This window comes from Brevibacterium daeguense, from assembly GCF_021729135.1.
Lineage (GTDB): Bacteria > Actinomycetota > Actinomycetes > Actinomycetales > Brevibacteriaceae > Brevibacterium > Brevibacterium daeguense.
This window is the reverse complement of the sequence record NZ_JAJTWW010000001.1, coordinates 353,394-366,156: the sequence shown is the minus strand read 5'-3', so window position 1 is coordinate 366,156 and position 12,763 is coordinate 353,394. Positions and strand designations below refer to the sequence as shown.

Here is a 12,763-nt window from a genome sequence, read left to right as displayed (position 1 = left end):
CCCGGCGCTGCGCGCCGAGTGATTCGGGTTGCAGGTCTCCTCTCACCGTAGCCGACGCACGATCCGGTCCGACAGCTTCTGCTATACCCCTGAATGCGCGACACCCCGTCCGACTCGGACGGGTCCGAGCGCAGACGGGGTGCTTCTTGGGGTGAGTAACGGGACTTGAACCCGCGACCCCCTGGACCACAACCAGGTGCTCTACCAGCTGAGCTATACCCACCAAGGACTGCTGTCAGGCAGCACGGACCATTCTAGGACGACAACCCCGAGGGAGCAAACCGAGCCTGAGCGAAGGCTGAGGAACACAACGATTGAGCCGCCGCTCGGTAACTTTTCAGCGTCATCGGCAATTTTCTCATCTTCGCGTTCGTATGCTTGGCACCGAGCAATTCCAGCTCGTCCGATTTTCCCCGGCAATTCGAGGTTCATTGTCCATGCCCACCGCGCAGGTGCACGTCGCCGCCGACAAGTCAGCAACCCTGACGGTCGACGGCACTACTACGCAGCACCCGGATCTGGGCGAGGCGATGACACGGCTGACCCACCTCGCCCGGCGCGAGCAGAAGAGCATCACGGCAGAAATCAGGGACTCGGGCACCAAGCGCGCGCTTCTCATCCAGCCCAACGGACGCATCGCCGCTGCTCCCGGGCCGCCGACCTCCGCAGACGATGCCGACCTCACGCGCCCTGCTCCGGGGGTGACGGGAGCCGCTGGAATGCCGGTGCGGCGCTCCTCCGAACATGTTGCGAGCTTCGACTCCCCGGCCCCCGCCGGCGACTATGATCCCGATGCGCCTCTGCAGCTTCATGTCGACCCGGGCAGCGCCGAGGCCGACCGCTATCCGCGCGCTACTCCCTATTCCGGGCCGGCGCAGCCGGCGGGTGCCTCACGCGCCCGTCGCCGGCATCAGCGCCCGGCCGCGCCGCAGGGCACCCAGCGGCGTTCCGGACGGAGGACCGGTGGCCTGGGCGGCTTCACCGTCCCCTCGGCCGTGCTGGCCTCCCTCCTCGTCATCGCGCTCGGTGCGTACTTCCTGCCCTCGCTCATCGGCACACCGCAGACCAGCCCCGAGAGCATTCCGGCCGACAGCGTCTCGGCTCCGCAGGAGGCCCTGGCGACGCAGAGCTCCCAGACACCGGTGCCCGGTTTCGGTTCCGAACCCTGGTGGGAGGCCGAGGTGCCGCAGACCGCCTCCGTGACGGCCACTGGCCGCGGTGTGCTCGTGGTCGACGGCGACCGCCTCGCCGTCCTCGATCCGACCACCGGGGACGAACGCTACTCCTCGGAGATCAGCGGCGAGCTGAGCTTCGCGGTCGACACCCTCATCGACGGCCGGCCGGCGCTGCTCTGGCGGTCGGGCACGAAGGCGCAAGCGCTATTCGACGGCGCATCGGCTCCGGTCGACTACACCCTGCCGGAGAACGCTCGCGTCTCCTCGGCCGGCAGCAGCGTGCTCATCAAACAGGGCAACGCTCTCTCGACGTTCAGCGCCGATGGCCTGCGATCCGTGCCCACCCCCGCTCCCGGTTCGACTCCGATGGCCCTCGACGACGGCACCCTCATCAGCGCGGAGTTCGATGGGCCGATCACCCTCACCGACATCACCTCCGGCGCTGCCGAGAATGTCGATCTGGAGAGCCCCGACGACGGGCTCGAGATCATCCGGTGGGTCACAGCAGGGCACGGCGAGATCGTCACCCTCTGGGGCGAGCCCGGCGCGAGCACCAACTCCGGCCATCGGATCCAGCTCGTCGTGCACTCCGCCGAGGATGGGCGGATCGCCTCGACCGTCTCGACCACCACCGAGGCCGTCGGCGAGGCGAGCTGGGTGCGCGGCCAGGGGTACCAGCGCGCGGTGATCGGTCCGTATCTGTTCGACATGACCACGGGTCTGCTGGTCCGCGATGGCAGTGTCAACGACATCCGATTCGGGGAGCCGCGCGGACAGCTCACCCCCGCTGTCATCGGCGGGACCAGCTGCCTGCTGCGGAACGACACCGCATGGGAGACCGACGTGAATCTGCTCGCGGTCACCGGTGAGGACGGTTTCGCGGTGGTCCGCGAAGGAGCCGACAAGGTCGTGGGCTTCGCGCGCGCCTGAGGCATCAGAGCGAGGAAGGATCACCGCGTTCAGCGCTTTGAGTACTCTGTGGCTTTAAGTACTTTGTGTAAGGCATGTTGTTCGTATGATGTCGTACTCAATCGGTACGATATCGCCTGAGGGTTCCAGCGTCCCCGCTGACGGAGCTTCACCCCCGCGAGCTGGTTCGGCCCGCCCCGCTGCGGCCTCACCGCTCCACCACCAACAGATCGACCGCAACCCCGAGGAACGCCCGTGCGCTTCAGCTCGACAGTACGTCGGACCGCCGCAGCAGGCGCGATTGCGCTCTCCGTGAGCTGCATTGCCCTGGTCGCGTTGAGCGCCCCTGCTTCCGCGGAGACGACCGAGGCGGTCGCCGGCACCGGACAGGCGTTCACCGCCACTGTGCACTGGGACCCGGCTTCTCCGGAGTCCGCTGGACCTCTGGTCGACGTGAGCACTCCCTCTGACGATTCCCCGACGCCTCCCAAGGCTCTGACCGAGCCTGCGACTTCTTCCGACACCCCGTTGGCGACCTCGTCCGAGACCCCCACCGAGACGACTCCTCCCGAGACCCCGTCCGAGTCTGCGACTCCTCCCGAGACCCCGTCCGAGTCCGAGACTCCTTCCGAGACCCCGTCCGAGTCCGAGACTCCTTCCGAGACTCCGTCCGAAACCCCGTCCCCGACACCGTCGGAGACTGCACCACCAACGCCCGCCCTGGGTCCCAATGAGGATCCAGCCGACAGCGGCGACGAGGACGACGATCGCTCGGAGGCGGATTCGGACCGAGGCGGAATGCCGACTCGCTCACGGGACCGCACTGACGATCCCGAACTGGGCAACGGCGGCTCGCAGCACACGGACGAGGTGCCCGGACAGGCAGGAGACGACTGGGCCCCTGAGCCCGGCGCTGCCAACAGCGGCCCTGCCGAGGACTACTCCGACCCGGTTCCGGTAGCCCCCGGTGCGGGAACGGATCAGGACGTCATCAGCGGCCCGGTCTCCCCGACAGCTGACGCGGACGTCGCCGCTGACGGCAGCGCCGAGGACGAGCTCACGGACTCCGATGCGGCCGTCGAACCGACGAGCGGTTTCCAGTTCTCATGGGCGCTGGCGATTCTCATCGCGATCGGTGCGGCCGCGCTGGGCTGCATCATCCATCTCCTCCGCAAGCGCGTCACCGACGACTGAGCGCGGCGCTCGGAGTCGAATCACAACCGGCAGGGGATAGGCGTTCCTCAGCGAGGACAGATCGACCGGCAGAAGGTTCGACCGGCAGAAAGCTTGCATGCGCCATGCGCACCGCCTCCTCGTGTGACACTTGAGGTATGGAGGTCCGAGATGACTACCCGCACACATGGACGATCAAGCAGTGGGAAGACTTCATGAAGAAGGCGCGTGATGTCGGCGCTCCGGACGACGCCCAGGTGTACCTGATGGAGAACGACAGTGAGCCGCACATCGCCGTGCATTTCAAGAGCGAGTGACACCTCGCCGCTGTCGTCGTGAATGCGGAATGCCGCCGCCCGGACAGACCGGACGGCGGCATTTCTGCTGGTGGTGCTGGATCGTACACCCCCCGGGACTCGAACCCGGAACCCACTGTTGAGAAGTCGTCGATTCCGCTGGTTTCCGTGGGTCTCATCTGGCCCGTGATCACGGGGGGGTCGGCGCTCTGCGGTCCTCCATCGTTCTCGTTGGTTTCCGTGGGGTTCCGTTGAAAACGTGGGGTAAACGTGGGGATTCCAGGTGGGCTCCTTTTTGTGGTGGAACCGTGCCGCGGTCTACTCCTAGTCTGAGCCGAGGCCCGTGGCCATAGAGTGACGAGAGATTCCAGCAGCCACCCGAAAGGCCAGGCAGTGCTCAACCTCTCACAACCGCCCGTCAACATCGAAAGCGTGGAAATCGCTGCGCCCTTCTCGTGGCTTCCGGTCATCGTCCAAGCTGTTCTCACCATCGCGACCGTCGTCATCACGGGCTATGTGACTTGGCGTGTTGCTCGATGGCGATACAACCAGGACCGGAATGACCTCGAAGAGTCCGAGCAGAACATGAAGGCTCGGCACCAGGCGGAGTTAGATCACCAGCGTGAGCTCCACGAGGAACAGCTCCGGAAGATGGCACACAGTGAGAAGCGGCAACGGCAGGCGGAGTTCATTCGGTCGGCAGCTTCCGACTTGGCTGCCATCTCGGCGCGGGCCAAGCATGACCAGCTGACTATTGAGGATGCCATCCGACTCACACAGCTATCTCTGGAGGTTCGGCCCGACTTCGATCAGGACGCGGATGCGTTCGCCTACGACGTCGCCCACATCCTTAAGGGCTTCGCGACAAGCGCAGAAGACGTCGTGACAAGGCAGGAGGCGGACGATCTCGGCCCTAAGGACCTATATCGAGTCTCCCAGAGGCTTCGGCTCGAGAAGGACTCTGCGGAGCTGGCCTTCCACATGGTTCGCTGGTTCCATCCCGGCATTGCAGCGCAGGCTGGGAGGGCCATACGGAACTATCGCGAGACCGGTGAGTTTCATGACCCGAACCCACCTCAGCCGAAGATCGCCAACTGAACGACGAAGCGCCCCCACCTCCGGAGAGGCAGGGGCGCTTGGCGGTTGGACTACTCGGCCGGCCAAGGGTCGTCTGTGAACCAGGACGGCAGGTAGCCGTAGATGCGGCGAGTTTCGTCTGCTCGCGCTGGCTCGACGTTTGTCCCGTTCCAGTTGTTGATGAAGCCGACGTAGGCGATGTCGTTCTCTTGCACAGAGAGTCGATGGCGAGCAGCACGGTTCAGTGCCATTGTCGACGTCCCACCTGGCACATCGACGGCAAGGGGTTGCACCGGCAGGGCCACGCAAAGACAGAGAGCGGCTACCGCATCCTCACCCTGCCGGCGTTCGTCATCGAGGTGCTGCTGAGGCGCTCCGTGGCCTCGATCCCCACGGAGATCAACGCGGTGTTCCCCTCGGGAGCGGGTACGTGGAAGTGGCCGAACAACTACCGGCGGACCCTGCGCACGGCGCTGGAGTCGATGGAGCAGGGCGGGCGGATCACTCCACATGTGTTCCGGAAGTCAGTGGCCACGCTGGTCGATGCCGAGGCGACGTTGGAGGCTGCGGCCGCGGTGCTCGGTCACGCGGGCACGGGAGTCACCTCGGCGCACTACGTGGCGAAGCCGGCGGCAGCGCCGGACGTGTCCTCGATCCTTGAGCGGTTCGGCGAGGGTCGAAACGAAAACGGTGGGTAAGCGTGGGGTTGGCGACTTGGTAACTGAATGGCGAAAGCCCCTCACCGGACATAATGCCTGGTGAGGGGCTTTGTGGCTCGTACACCCCCCGGGACTCGAACCCGGAACCCACTGATTAAGAGTCAGTTGCTCTACCAATTGAGCTAGAGGTGCGCAACGAGAATCAACTATACACTCTCCGGAACACCCGGATGCAACTCAGGAACCCGAAACCCGGAAAGTGTGTCGCGTCTCACCCACTGGTCTCACAGGTACAGACCAGTGGCTTCGTCACCGGCTGATTCGCTGATCGCGTGGACGTCCCGCTCCCGGAGCAGGATGTACGCCCTGCCCTCGAGCTCGACCTCGGCGCGGTCCTCGGGGTCGAACAGGATTGTGTCGCCCAGCGCCACCTGACGCACGTGCGGACCTGCGGCGACGACTTCGCCCCAGGCCAGCCGCCGGCCCATGGCGGCGGTCGCGGGGATCACGATGCCGGCACTGGACTTGCGCTCTCCGCCCTCCTTGTCCGGCTCCACCAGGAGCCGGTCGTGGAGCATCCGAATGGGCAGCTGGGGTGTCTCAGCCACGCGACTTCCTCACAGCACCGAATACCACCAACGCTGCGATCCCGAGGACCACTCCGCCGAACAGCGCGACGGTGTCGGTCTTGACCGACCCGTCGTCATTGACGACGACCGACTTCGCACTGTCGGCGGCACGGCTGGCCAGCGCGCGCGGGTGCACGCGCCCCACGAGCTCGTCGAGGTTGGAGGCCAGCCGCTGCTCGCGCAGTCGGATGGACTCGACGAGCTGCTCCTGGTTGGCATGGTCGACCGTGACGTCCGATGTGTAGACGCTGCTGCTCATATCTGTGTCCTCACATTGTGATGAGTGTCGGTGTCCGAGCGCTCCGTACCGCCGCGTTCACCGGTATCACGAGCGGCGACGGACAACTTCGCCTTCGCGCACGAGCTTACCGTTTACCTCCGACTATGGTGGACAACAGCCGGCCCCGATCCGAGCGCGTCGCACCGGTGCATGCACCGCGGGACCACGGCGCGGATCCGCCGCACGACAACCAGGAAGGAATGCCATGACCCAGCTCGAAGTCGGCGACCTCGCCCCCGATTTCACCCTGCCCGACTCCACCGGAGCAGATGTCACCCTCTCCGACTACCGCGGACAGCGCGTCGTCGTCTACTTCTACCCGGCGGCGATGACCCCGGGATGCACCACAGAGGCCTGCGACTTCCGCGATTCGCTGTCGGCCCTGCAGGCCGCCGGAGTGTCCGTGCTCGGCATCTCCCCGGACAAGCCGGAGAAGCTCGCCCAGTTCGCGGAGCAGGAGGCGCTGAACTTCCCGCTCCTGTCCGACGCCGACAAGTCCGTGATGACGGAATGGGGAGCGTTCGGGGAGAAGAAGAACTACGGCAAGGTCGTCCAGGGCGTCATCCGCTCGACCGTGGTCCTCGATGCCGAGGGCAGGGTCGAGATCGCCCAGTACAACGTCCGCGCGAACGGTCATGTCGCCCGTCTGCGCAAACAGCTCGGGCTCGACGACTGACCCACTGCCCACCTGACCACGAGAATCGATCATCGCCCGCCCGGCGGGCGCCTCGGGAATCATCCACGCGCCCGAGGCGCCCGCCCGGTGGGTGCCGCGCGTTCCCCTGCGATAGCCTGGGGACGGCGCGCGCGAGTGGCGGAATTGGCAGACGCGCTGGATTTAGGTTCCAGTGTCTTCGGACGTAGGGGTTCAAGTCCCCTCTCGCGCACTCAGCACTTCCTCGCCCCCGACGAACAGGAGCGCACGAATGAACACCCCCGAGAAGATCGCCTACACAGCGAAGGCCGTCGTGACCGGCGGCCGCAACGGTCAGGGCACCACCGACGACAAGGCCGTGGACGTGGAGCTGCGAATCCCCACGGAGATGGGCGGCGCCGGTGGCGGCGCCAACCCGGAGCAGCTGTTCGCAGTGGGTTACGGCGCCTGCTTCCAGGGCGCGCTGCGACTGGCCGGCAAGGAGTTCGGTGTCGACACTGCCGACTCGACTGTCAACACCGAAGTCGGAATCGGCAAGGAGGGCGAGAGCTTCGGTCTCAGCGTCAAGATCTCCGTGAGCCTCCCCGGCGTCGAGCAGGACACGGCTCAGCAGGTCGTCGACCGCACCCATGAGCTGTGCCCCTACTCGAAGGCCACCCGCGGCAACATCCCGGTCGAGGTCGTCGCGGTCTGACAATCCCCTGACACCGCGCGAGGCGGCGATCCCGAACCTTCGGTGATCGCCGCCTCGTCGCTTCCCTGCTCAGCTGTCGGCCCCAGCAGATCAGCTGTCGGCCGGGCTGCTCAACTGTCGGCCCCAGCAGATCAGCCGTCAGGCCCGCCGAGCTGCTGGCGGCCCCAGCAGATCAGCTGTCGGCCCAGTCGCTCGAGCTCAGTCCCTCCGGGCCGGTGCGATCGGATTGGGCAGCCTCTGCAGGCACCGAGCCGCTGTCGCCGTCCGCGTCGAATTCGGGGTGGTAGCGCGGCACATTCGAGATCTCGCCCTCGTGCTGGCGGTCGCCTGGCTGCTCCTCGATCATCGGCTGCCGCTGGGACGGGAAGTTCTCCAGCGGCCCGACCTTCTGCTTGTCCCATTCCCCCATGGTCAGCGGAGTCTGCAGCCACAGCGTGATCAGGTCGGCGCAGGCGACGAGCGATTCGACGTGCGTGCGCTCCCACCCATGGGAGGCGTCCAATCCGAACGCCACGAGAGCGGCGCGCGCTCCGGCCCCGGCCTCGAGCGCGGCGGCGACGTCCGAGCGATAGAACTTGAAGATGTCGCGGGCCACCGGAAGCCCGTGCTTCTGCGCCAGGCGGATGAGCTTGCGCGTCAGGTGGTAGTCGAACGGCCCGTGCAGATCCTTGAGCGGGATCGTCACCCCGTACTCGATCGAGTTCTGCCCCGGCGCGCACACTGCGTTGTCGATCGACACCAGCTCGGCGACATCCTCCGACACTCCGGACGACGCGCCGTGGCCGACCTCTTCGAAGATCGTCACCATGATGCTGGTCCGGTGCGGCAGGCGCAGGCGGCCTTCCTTGACGCTCTTGGCAGCGGCGAGGGCGATCGCAACGCCCGCCTTGCCGTCCAGGTGGCGGGCGTTGATGTAGCCCGAGCGGGACGTCATGGGAACCGACAGGAGGGCGACGGTGTTGCCGATCTCGATACCGAGCTCCTCCAGTCCGGCCTTGTCGCTGACGCGCTCATCGACACGGACCTCCACGTGGTCCCAGCTGATCTCCTGATCGTCGATCTCGTCGCCGTAGGCGTGCCCGCTGCTCTTGAGCGGAAGGATCGTGCCCGTGTAGACCTCGTCGGGCTGCTCGGTGATGATCTGAACGCGTGCTCCTTCGGCGAAGCGGGCGGAGAAGGTGCCGATGGGCACCACCTGCAGGCGTCCGTTGTCCTTGAGACCGGCGACCATGCACCCGATCGTGTCGGCGTGGACGACGAGCGCGCGGTCGACGGTCTCGGTCTCGCCGGGGAGCTCGACCACCAGGGTGCCCTGACGCGTGACCCGAGATTCGAGGCCGAGGTCGCTGACGATGTCGCCGATGTACTGCATCACGGCGTCGGTCCGTCCCGAGGGGCTGGGCGTGCGCAGCAGGCGGAAGAGGATGTCGATCATCCACTCCGTGTCGATCTGACCCGCGGCGAGCTCCTCGAAGCCGGTGAGGTTCGCCTTGCCGAGCTCCTGGACGTCGATGGTGGTGTCAGATGCGGTGTCTTTCATCAGAGCCTTCCTGCTGCTGGGGTTTCCGGTCTGCCGAATGCGGCTGGGCGCAGCCCGAGCCGACCGGCGGTGCTGGCGACCAGGGTACAGGCCCCGACCCGAACCTCAGTTGCTGGGATCCTGCGGCTTCTCCGGCTCCCAGGTCCACGGTGTGCGCTTGGAGTTCGGGAACAGGTAGTCGATGAACTCGGCAGGCACCGGCTGCGGCTCGTGGTTGGCCAGGCCCGGCCGTTCATTGGCCTCGATGAACACGTACTCCTCGCCCTCGACGTCGGGCACCAGGAGGTCGATGCCGGTCACGGGGATGTCGATGGCCCCAGCTGCCGTCAGCGCCGCTTGGGCCAGCACCGGGTGCAGCCGCTCGGTGACGTCGTGGATGGTGCCGCCGGTGTGGAGATTCGCCGTCCTCCTGACCTCCAGCCGCTTGCCCGCGGCGAGCACGTCCTCGAAGGTGTACCCCTGCTCCCGGATCGTCGCCTCGGTCGTCTCGTCGAGCGGGATCTTCGATTCCCCGCCGGTGGCGGCGCCACGGCGCTTCGACTGCCGTCGGATCAGCTCCGCCAGCGGTGTCTCTCCGTCGCCCACCACCGAGGCGGGCCGCCGGATGGCAGCGGCCGACACCCGGCCGTTGATGACGAGGATGCGCAGGTCCTTGCCCTCGCAGTACTCCTCCAGGAGGATCTCCGAGCCCTGCCCCCCAGCCCGAACCAGAGCCTCCCGCAGCTGCTTCTCCGTCTTCACGCCGATGGTGATGCCGGCTCCCTGCTCTCCGCGCACCGGTTTGACCACCAGCGTGCCGACCTCGTCGAGGAAGTCGACGTCCTCCTGGTCGAACGTGGCGTTGCGGCCCTGCGGCACCCGCACGCCGGCCGCCTCGACGATCTTGCGGGTCACCCGCTTGTCCTCGCAGCGGCTCATCGCCACCGCAGTGGTGTACTGGGACAGCGATTCCCGCGTGATCACGCTCCGCCCGCCGTGCTCCAGCTGCATGTACCCGGTGTCGGCGTCGAGCACCGTGACCCGGATCCCGCGGCGGATGGCCTCATCCGCGATGATGCGGGCATAGGGGTTGAGCTCTTCGAGGCCTTCGACGGGTGGGGCGGCGTAGAGCTTCTCGTTGATCGCGTTCTTGCGCTTGATCCCGTAGATCGGAGTGCGCCTGAAGCCCATCCGCTCATAGAGCTTGATGGCGCCCTCGTTGTCCCACATCACCGACAGGTCCATGAACTTCGCACCGGCGTCGGCCATCCGATGGGCAAGCGACGCGGCGAGGTGCCCGCCGAGACCCGAGCGCGGCGTGACCGGATCGACTGCCAGACACCACAGCGAGGACCCACGCTCCGGGTCATCGAACAGCGCCCCGTGATCCACCCCCGTGACGGTGCCGATGATCTCGCCGTCGGCCGTGTCGACGGCGACGAGGTACTGCACAGCGGGATTGTCCAGATGGTTCTCCCACATCACCTCGACGTCGGCCGGCACCATCGATCGCAGGACGTAGATGCGGTTGATGGCCTCGGCCTCGTCCTTGGATTCGATGGGCCGAACCTCGATGCCCGGGGCCTCCGGCAGCTCCGGCAGCTCGGAGAGGTCGAGGCGGTAGGTGTGGCTCGGATCGATGAAGTACTCCTCCGGATGGAGCGCGACGAGCACGTGCGGGTCCTTGAGGTACATGCAGATGTCCCGCGTGCCGCCGGCCTCATCGCGCAGCACCCGCCCGATCTCCTCGATCTCGGCAAAGGTCTGCCCGAACACCAGCCGCCCCCAGCCGAGCTCCTGGATCACGTCCTGCTTCATGCCGCCTCCTGTCCGGTCTCGCCGGTCCGGGCGAGGTCGAGGTTCATCGATGCCAATCCCTCGGCGCTCAGGCCGCGGGTCCCGAGATGCTGTGGCTCTGCAGCCACATCTCCAGCAGCGCGATCTGCCACAGCCGATTGCCCCGCAGCGGGGTGAGGTTGCCGTTGGGGTCAGCGAGGAGCTGATCGACGGCGTCCTGCTGGAACAGTCCGCGGTCGCGCGCGGTCTGTCCGGTGACCGCCTCGCGGACCTTCTCCAGGTACGGTCCGCCGAGGTGCTTGAGCGCGGGCACCGGGAAGTAGCCCTTGGGGCGGTCGATGACCTCCGAGGGGATGATCCGGCGTCCGGCCTCCTTGAGCACGCCCTTGCCGTCCTGCGCCGTCTTGAGGCGGGCCGGGCACTGCGCTGCGAGTTCGACGAGTTCGTGGTCGAGGAAGGGCATCCGGGACTCCAGGCCCCAGGCCATCGTCATGTTGTCGACGCGCTTGACCGGGTCGTCCACAGCCATGATCGTGTGATCGATCCGCAGCGCCCGATCGATCCCCTTCGTCGCGCCGGGCCGCCGGAAGTGGGCATCGACGAACTCCGAGGACACGTCCGAGCCGGGCATGAATCGGGGGCTGACCAGCCTGCCCATCTCCTCGTGGGTGCGGTCGAAGAACGCCGCCCGGTAGCTCTCGAGCGCCGCCTGGGGGTCCTCGCCCGTGTTGTACATCGGCGGATACCAATGATAGCCGGCGAACACCTCGTCGGCGCCCTGCCCGGACTGGACGACCTTGACGTGCTTGGACACTTCCTCGCTGAGCAGGTAGAACGCCACGGCGTCGTGGGACACCATGGGTTCGGCCATCGCGTGGATGGCGCTGTCGAGGGCCGGCAGCATCCGAGCGGTGTCGATCCGGATCTGATGGTGGCGAGTGCCGTAGTGCTCGGCGATGACGTCGGAGTACTTGAACTCGTCGCCCTCCTCGCCGCCGGCGGCTTCGAAGCCGATCGAGAAGGTGCTGAGGTCCTGCTGCCCCTCCTCGGACAGCAGGCCCACGATGAGGCTGGAGTCCAGGCCACCGGACAGCAGTACGCCCACCGGCACATCGGAGACCAGCCGACGGCGCACGGCGGCACGGACGCTGTCGAGGACGGCCTCGGTCCAGTCGTCGTCGGACCAGTCCGACTTGGCCGGGTCGTCCTCGAAGATCGGCTCCCAGTAGGTCCGCTCGGAACGGGTGCCGTCGGGCTCGATCCACATCAGGGTGGCCGGCGGCAGCTTGCGGACGCCCTGGAGGATCGTGTGCGGCGCAGGGACGACTGCGTGGAACGACATGTAGTGATGCAGCGCCACCGGGTCGATCCGGGTGTCGACGCCGCCTGCGGCGAGGATCGCCGGCAGGGTGGACGCGAAGCGGAAGACGCCGCCCACCTCGGCGTAGTAGAAGGGCTTGACGCCGAGGCGGTCGCGGGCGACCAGCACGCGGCCGGAGCGCTCGTCGAACAGCGCGAAGGCGAACATGCCCTTGAGCCGGTGGATGAAGTCCTCGCCCCACTGCGCGTAGGCCTTGAGCACGACCTCGGTGTCCGAGTGGCCGCGGAATCGGTGGCCGAGGCCGCGCAGCTCCGCCAGCAGCTCCGGATAGTTGTAGATGCAGCCGTTGAACACGATGCTCAGCCGCAGCTCCGGGTCGTGCATGGGCTGGGCGCCGGCATCCGTGAGGTCGATGATCGCCAGCCGCCGATGTCCGAAGATCACGTTGTCCTTGGCATAGACGCCGTCTCCGTCGGGCCCGCGGCTGCGCATCGCACTGCTCATGGTCTCCACTGCGCCGGCGTCCGGCTCGTGGGTCCTTCCGATCTCACCGCAGATTCCGCACACGGCCGCTCACAT

13 protein-coding genes and 3 tRNA genes are annotated in these 12,763 nt (G+C 66.8%); 8 read left to right on the top strand and 8 right to left on the bottom strand.

The window, feature by feature from the left end; all coding sequences use genetic code 11:
• Positions 1–147: 147 nt before the first annotated feature.
• Positions 148–223 (bottom strand) — tRNA-His (locus tag LXN01_RS01705).
• A 214-nt stretch (positions 224–437) separates the two neighbouring features.
• Between LXN01_RS01705 and LXN01_RS01700 the strand changes: the two genes are divergently transcribed.
• From LXN01_RS01700 to LXN01_RS01685, 4 genes are all read left to right on the top strand, one after another.
• Complete coding sequence (locus LXN01_RS01700; RefSeq protein ID WP_236862805.1) at positions 438–2,105, top strand: prolipoprotein diacylglyceryl transferase; 1,668 nt, start codon at positions 438–440, stop codon at positions 2,103–2,105.
• Positions 2,106–2,396: 291 nt separating this feature from the next.
• A complete protein-coding gene (locus LXN01_RS01695) occupies positions 2,397–3,278 on the top strand; it encodes a hypothetical protein (protein WP_236863143.1) in 882 nt (293 codons plus the stop codon).
• A gap of 137 nt (positions 3,279–3,415) precedes the next feature.
• Positions 3,416–3,574, top strand: coding sequence for a hypothetical protein (locus tag LXN01_RS01690; RefSeq protein WP_236862804.1), 159 nt, complete (start codon positions 3,416–3,418; stop codon positions 3,572–3,574).
• Between the two features lie 372 nt (positions 3,575–3,946).
• Entirely contained in the window at positions 3,947–4,651 is a 705-nt protein-coding gene (locus LXN01_RS01685; RefSeq protein ID WP_236862803.1) for a DUF4670 domain-containing protein, read from the top strand.
• Positions 4,652–4,701: 50 nt separating this feature from the next.
• Here the strand turns inward: LXN01_RS01685 and LXN01_RS01680 are convergent, their stop codons facing one another.
• Entirely contained in the window at positions 4,702–4,845 is a 144-nt protein-coding gene (locus LXN01_RS01680) for a hypothetical protein (protein ID WP_236862802.1), read from the bottom strand.
• A 9-nt stretch (positions 4,846–4,854) separates the two neighbouring features.
• Here LXN01_RS01680 and LXN01_RS01675 point away from each other — a divergent pair, with 9 nt between their 5' ends.
• Positions 4,855–5,328, top strand: coding sequence for a tyrosine-type recombinase/integrase (locus tag LXN01_RS01675; RefSeq protein WP_236862801.1), 474 nt, complete (start codon positions 4,855–4,857; stop codon positions 5,326–5,328).
• An 80-nt stretch (positions 5,329–5,408) separates the two neighbouring features.
• On the opposite strand, the gene LXN01_RS01670 is transcribed toward LXN01_RS01675, so the two are convergent.
• The 3 genes from LXN01_RS01670 to LXN01_RS01660 all read right to left on the bottom strand — a co-directional run bounded on the left by LXN01_RS01670 (position 5,409) and on the right by LXN01_RS01660 (position 6,177).
• A tRNA-Lys gene (locus LXN01_RS01670) sits at positions 5,409–5,481 on the bottom strand.
• A 92-nt stretch (positions 5,482–5,573) separates the two neighbouring features.
• Entirely contained in the window at positions 5,574–5,867 is a 294-nt protein-coding gene (locus tag LXN01_RS01665; protein ID WP_236863125.1) for a GroES family chaperonin, read from the bottom strand.
• A gap of 22 nt (positions 5,868–5,889) precedes the next feature.
• Complete coding sequence (locus LXN01_RS01660) at positions 5,890–6,177, bottom strand: DUF3618 domain-containing protein (protein ID WP_236862800.1); 288 nt, start codon at positions 6,175–6,177, stop codon at positions 5,890–5,892.
• Between the two features lie 226 nt (positions 6,178–6,403).
• Here LXN01_RS01660 and bcp point away from each other — a divergent pair, with 226 nt between their 5' ends.
• The 3 genes from bcp to LXN01_RS01645 all read left to right on the top strand — a co-directional run bounded on the left by bcp (position 6,404) and on the right by LXN01_RS01645 (position 7,547).
• A complete protein-coding gene (gene bcp, locus LXN01_RS01655; protein ID WP_236862799.1) occupies positions 6,404–6,874 on the top strand; it encodes a thioredoxin-dependent thiol peroxidase in 471 nt (156 codons plus the stop codon).
• Positions 6,875–7,003: 129 nt separating this feature from the next.
• Positions 7,004–7,085, top strand: a tRNA-Leu gene (locus tag LXN01_RS01650).
• 39 nt (positions 7,086–7,124) lie between these two features.
• Positions 7,125–7,547: an organic hydroperoxide resistance protein gene (locus LXN01_RS01645; RefSeq protein ID WP_236862798.1), complete on the top strand. Its 423-nt coding sequence runs from the start codon at positions 7,125–7,127 to the stop codon at positions 7,545–7,547.
• Between the two features lie 172 nt (positions 7,548–7,719).
• Here LXN01_RS01645 and LXN01_RS01640 read toward each other — a convergent pair whose 3' ends face one another.
• The 3 genes from LXN01_RS01640 to LXN01_RS01630 form a co-directional block, all read right to left on the bottom strand.
• The gene (locus tag LXN01_RS01640) at positions 7,720–9,087 is read right to left on the bottom strand and encodes an osmoprotectant NAGGN system M42 family peptidase (protein ID WP_236862797.1); all 1,368 of its coding nucleotides are present in this window, start codon (positions 9,085–9,087) and stop codon (positions 7,720–7,722) included.
• A gap of 105 nt (positions 9,088–9,192) precedes the next feature.
• Positions 9,193–10,884 carry an N-acetylglutaminylglutamine synthetase gene (ngg, locus tag LXN01_RS01635; protein ID WP_236862796.1) on the bottom strand — a complete coding sequence of 564 codons (1,692 nt, stop codon included), beginning with the start codon at positions 10,882–10,884 and terminating at the stop codon, positions 9,193–9,195.
• Between the two features lie 67 nt (positions 10,885–10,951).
• Positions 10,952–12,751, bottom strand: a complete 1,800-nt coding sequence (locus LXN01_RS01630) for an N-acetylglutaminylglutamine amidotransferase (RefSeq protein ID WP_236862795.1) — start codon at positions 12,749–12,751, stop codon at positions 10,952–10,954.
• Positions 12,752–12,763 lie beyond the last annotated feature (12 nt).

Bases quoted from the DNA above. Each gene is read 5' to 3' on its own strand.
- LXN01_RS01665 (WP_236863125.1), bottom strand. From the start codon at position 5,867: ATGCTCCACGACCGGCTCCTGGTGGAGCCGGACAAGGAGGGCGGAGAG.
- LXN01_RS01700 (WP_236862805.1), top strand. From the start codon at position 438: ATGCCCACCGCGCAGGTGCACGTCGCCGCCGACAAGTCAGCAACCCTG.
- LXN01_RS01645 (WP_236862798.1), top strand. From the start codon at position 7,125: ATGAACACCCCCGAGAAGATCGCCTACACAGCGAAGGCCGTCGTGACC.
- LXN01_RS01675 (WP_236862801.1), top strand. From the start codon at position 4,855: ATGGCGAGCAGCACGGTTCAGTGCCATTGTCGACGTCCCACCTGGCAC.
- ngg (WP_236862796.1), bottom strand. From the start codon at position 10,884: ATGAAGCAGGACGTGATCCAGGAGCTCGGCTGGGGGCGGCTGGTGTTC.
- bcp (WP_236862799.1), top strand. From the start codon at position 6,404: ATGACCCAGCTCGAAGTCGGCGACCTCGCCCCCGATTTCACCCTGCCC.
- LXN01_RS01660 (WP_236862800.1), bottom strand. From the start codon at position 6,177: ATGAGCAGCAGCGTCTACACATCGGACGTCACGGTCGACCATGCCAAC.
- LXN01_RS01640 (WP_236862797.1), bottom strand. From the start codon at position 9,087: ATGAAAGACACCGCATCTGACACCACCATCGACGTCCAGGAGCTCGGC.
- LXN01_RS01690 (WP_236862804.1), top strand. From the start codon at position 3,416: ATGGAGGTCCGAGATGACTACCCGCACACATGGACGATCAAGCAGTGG.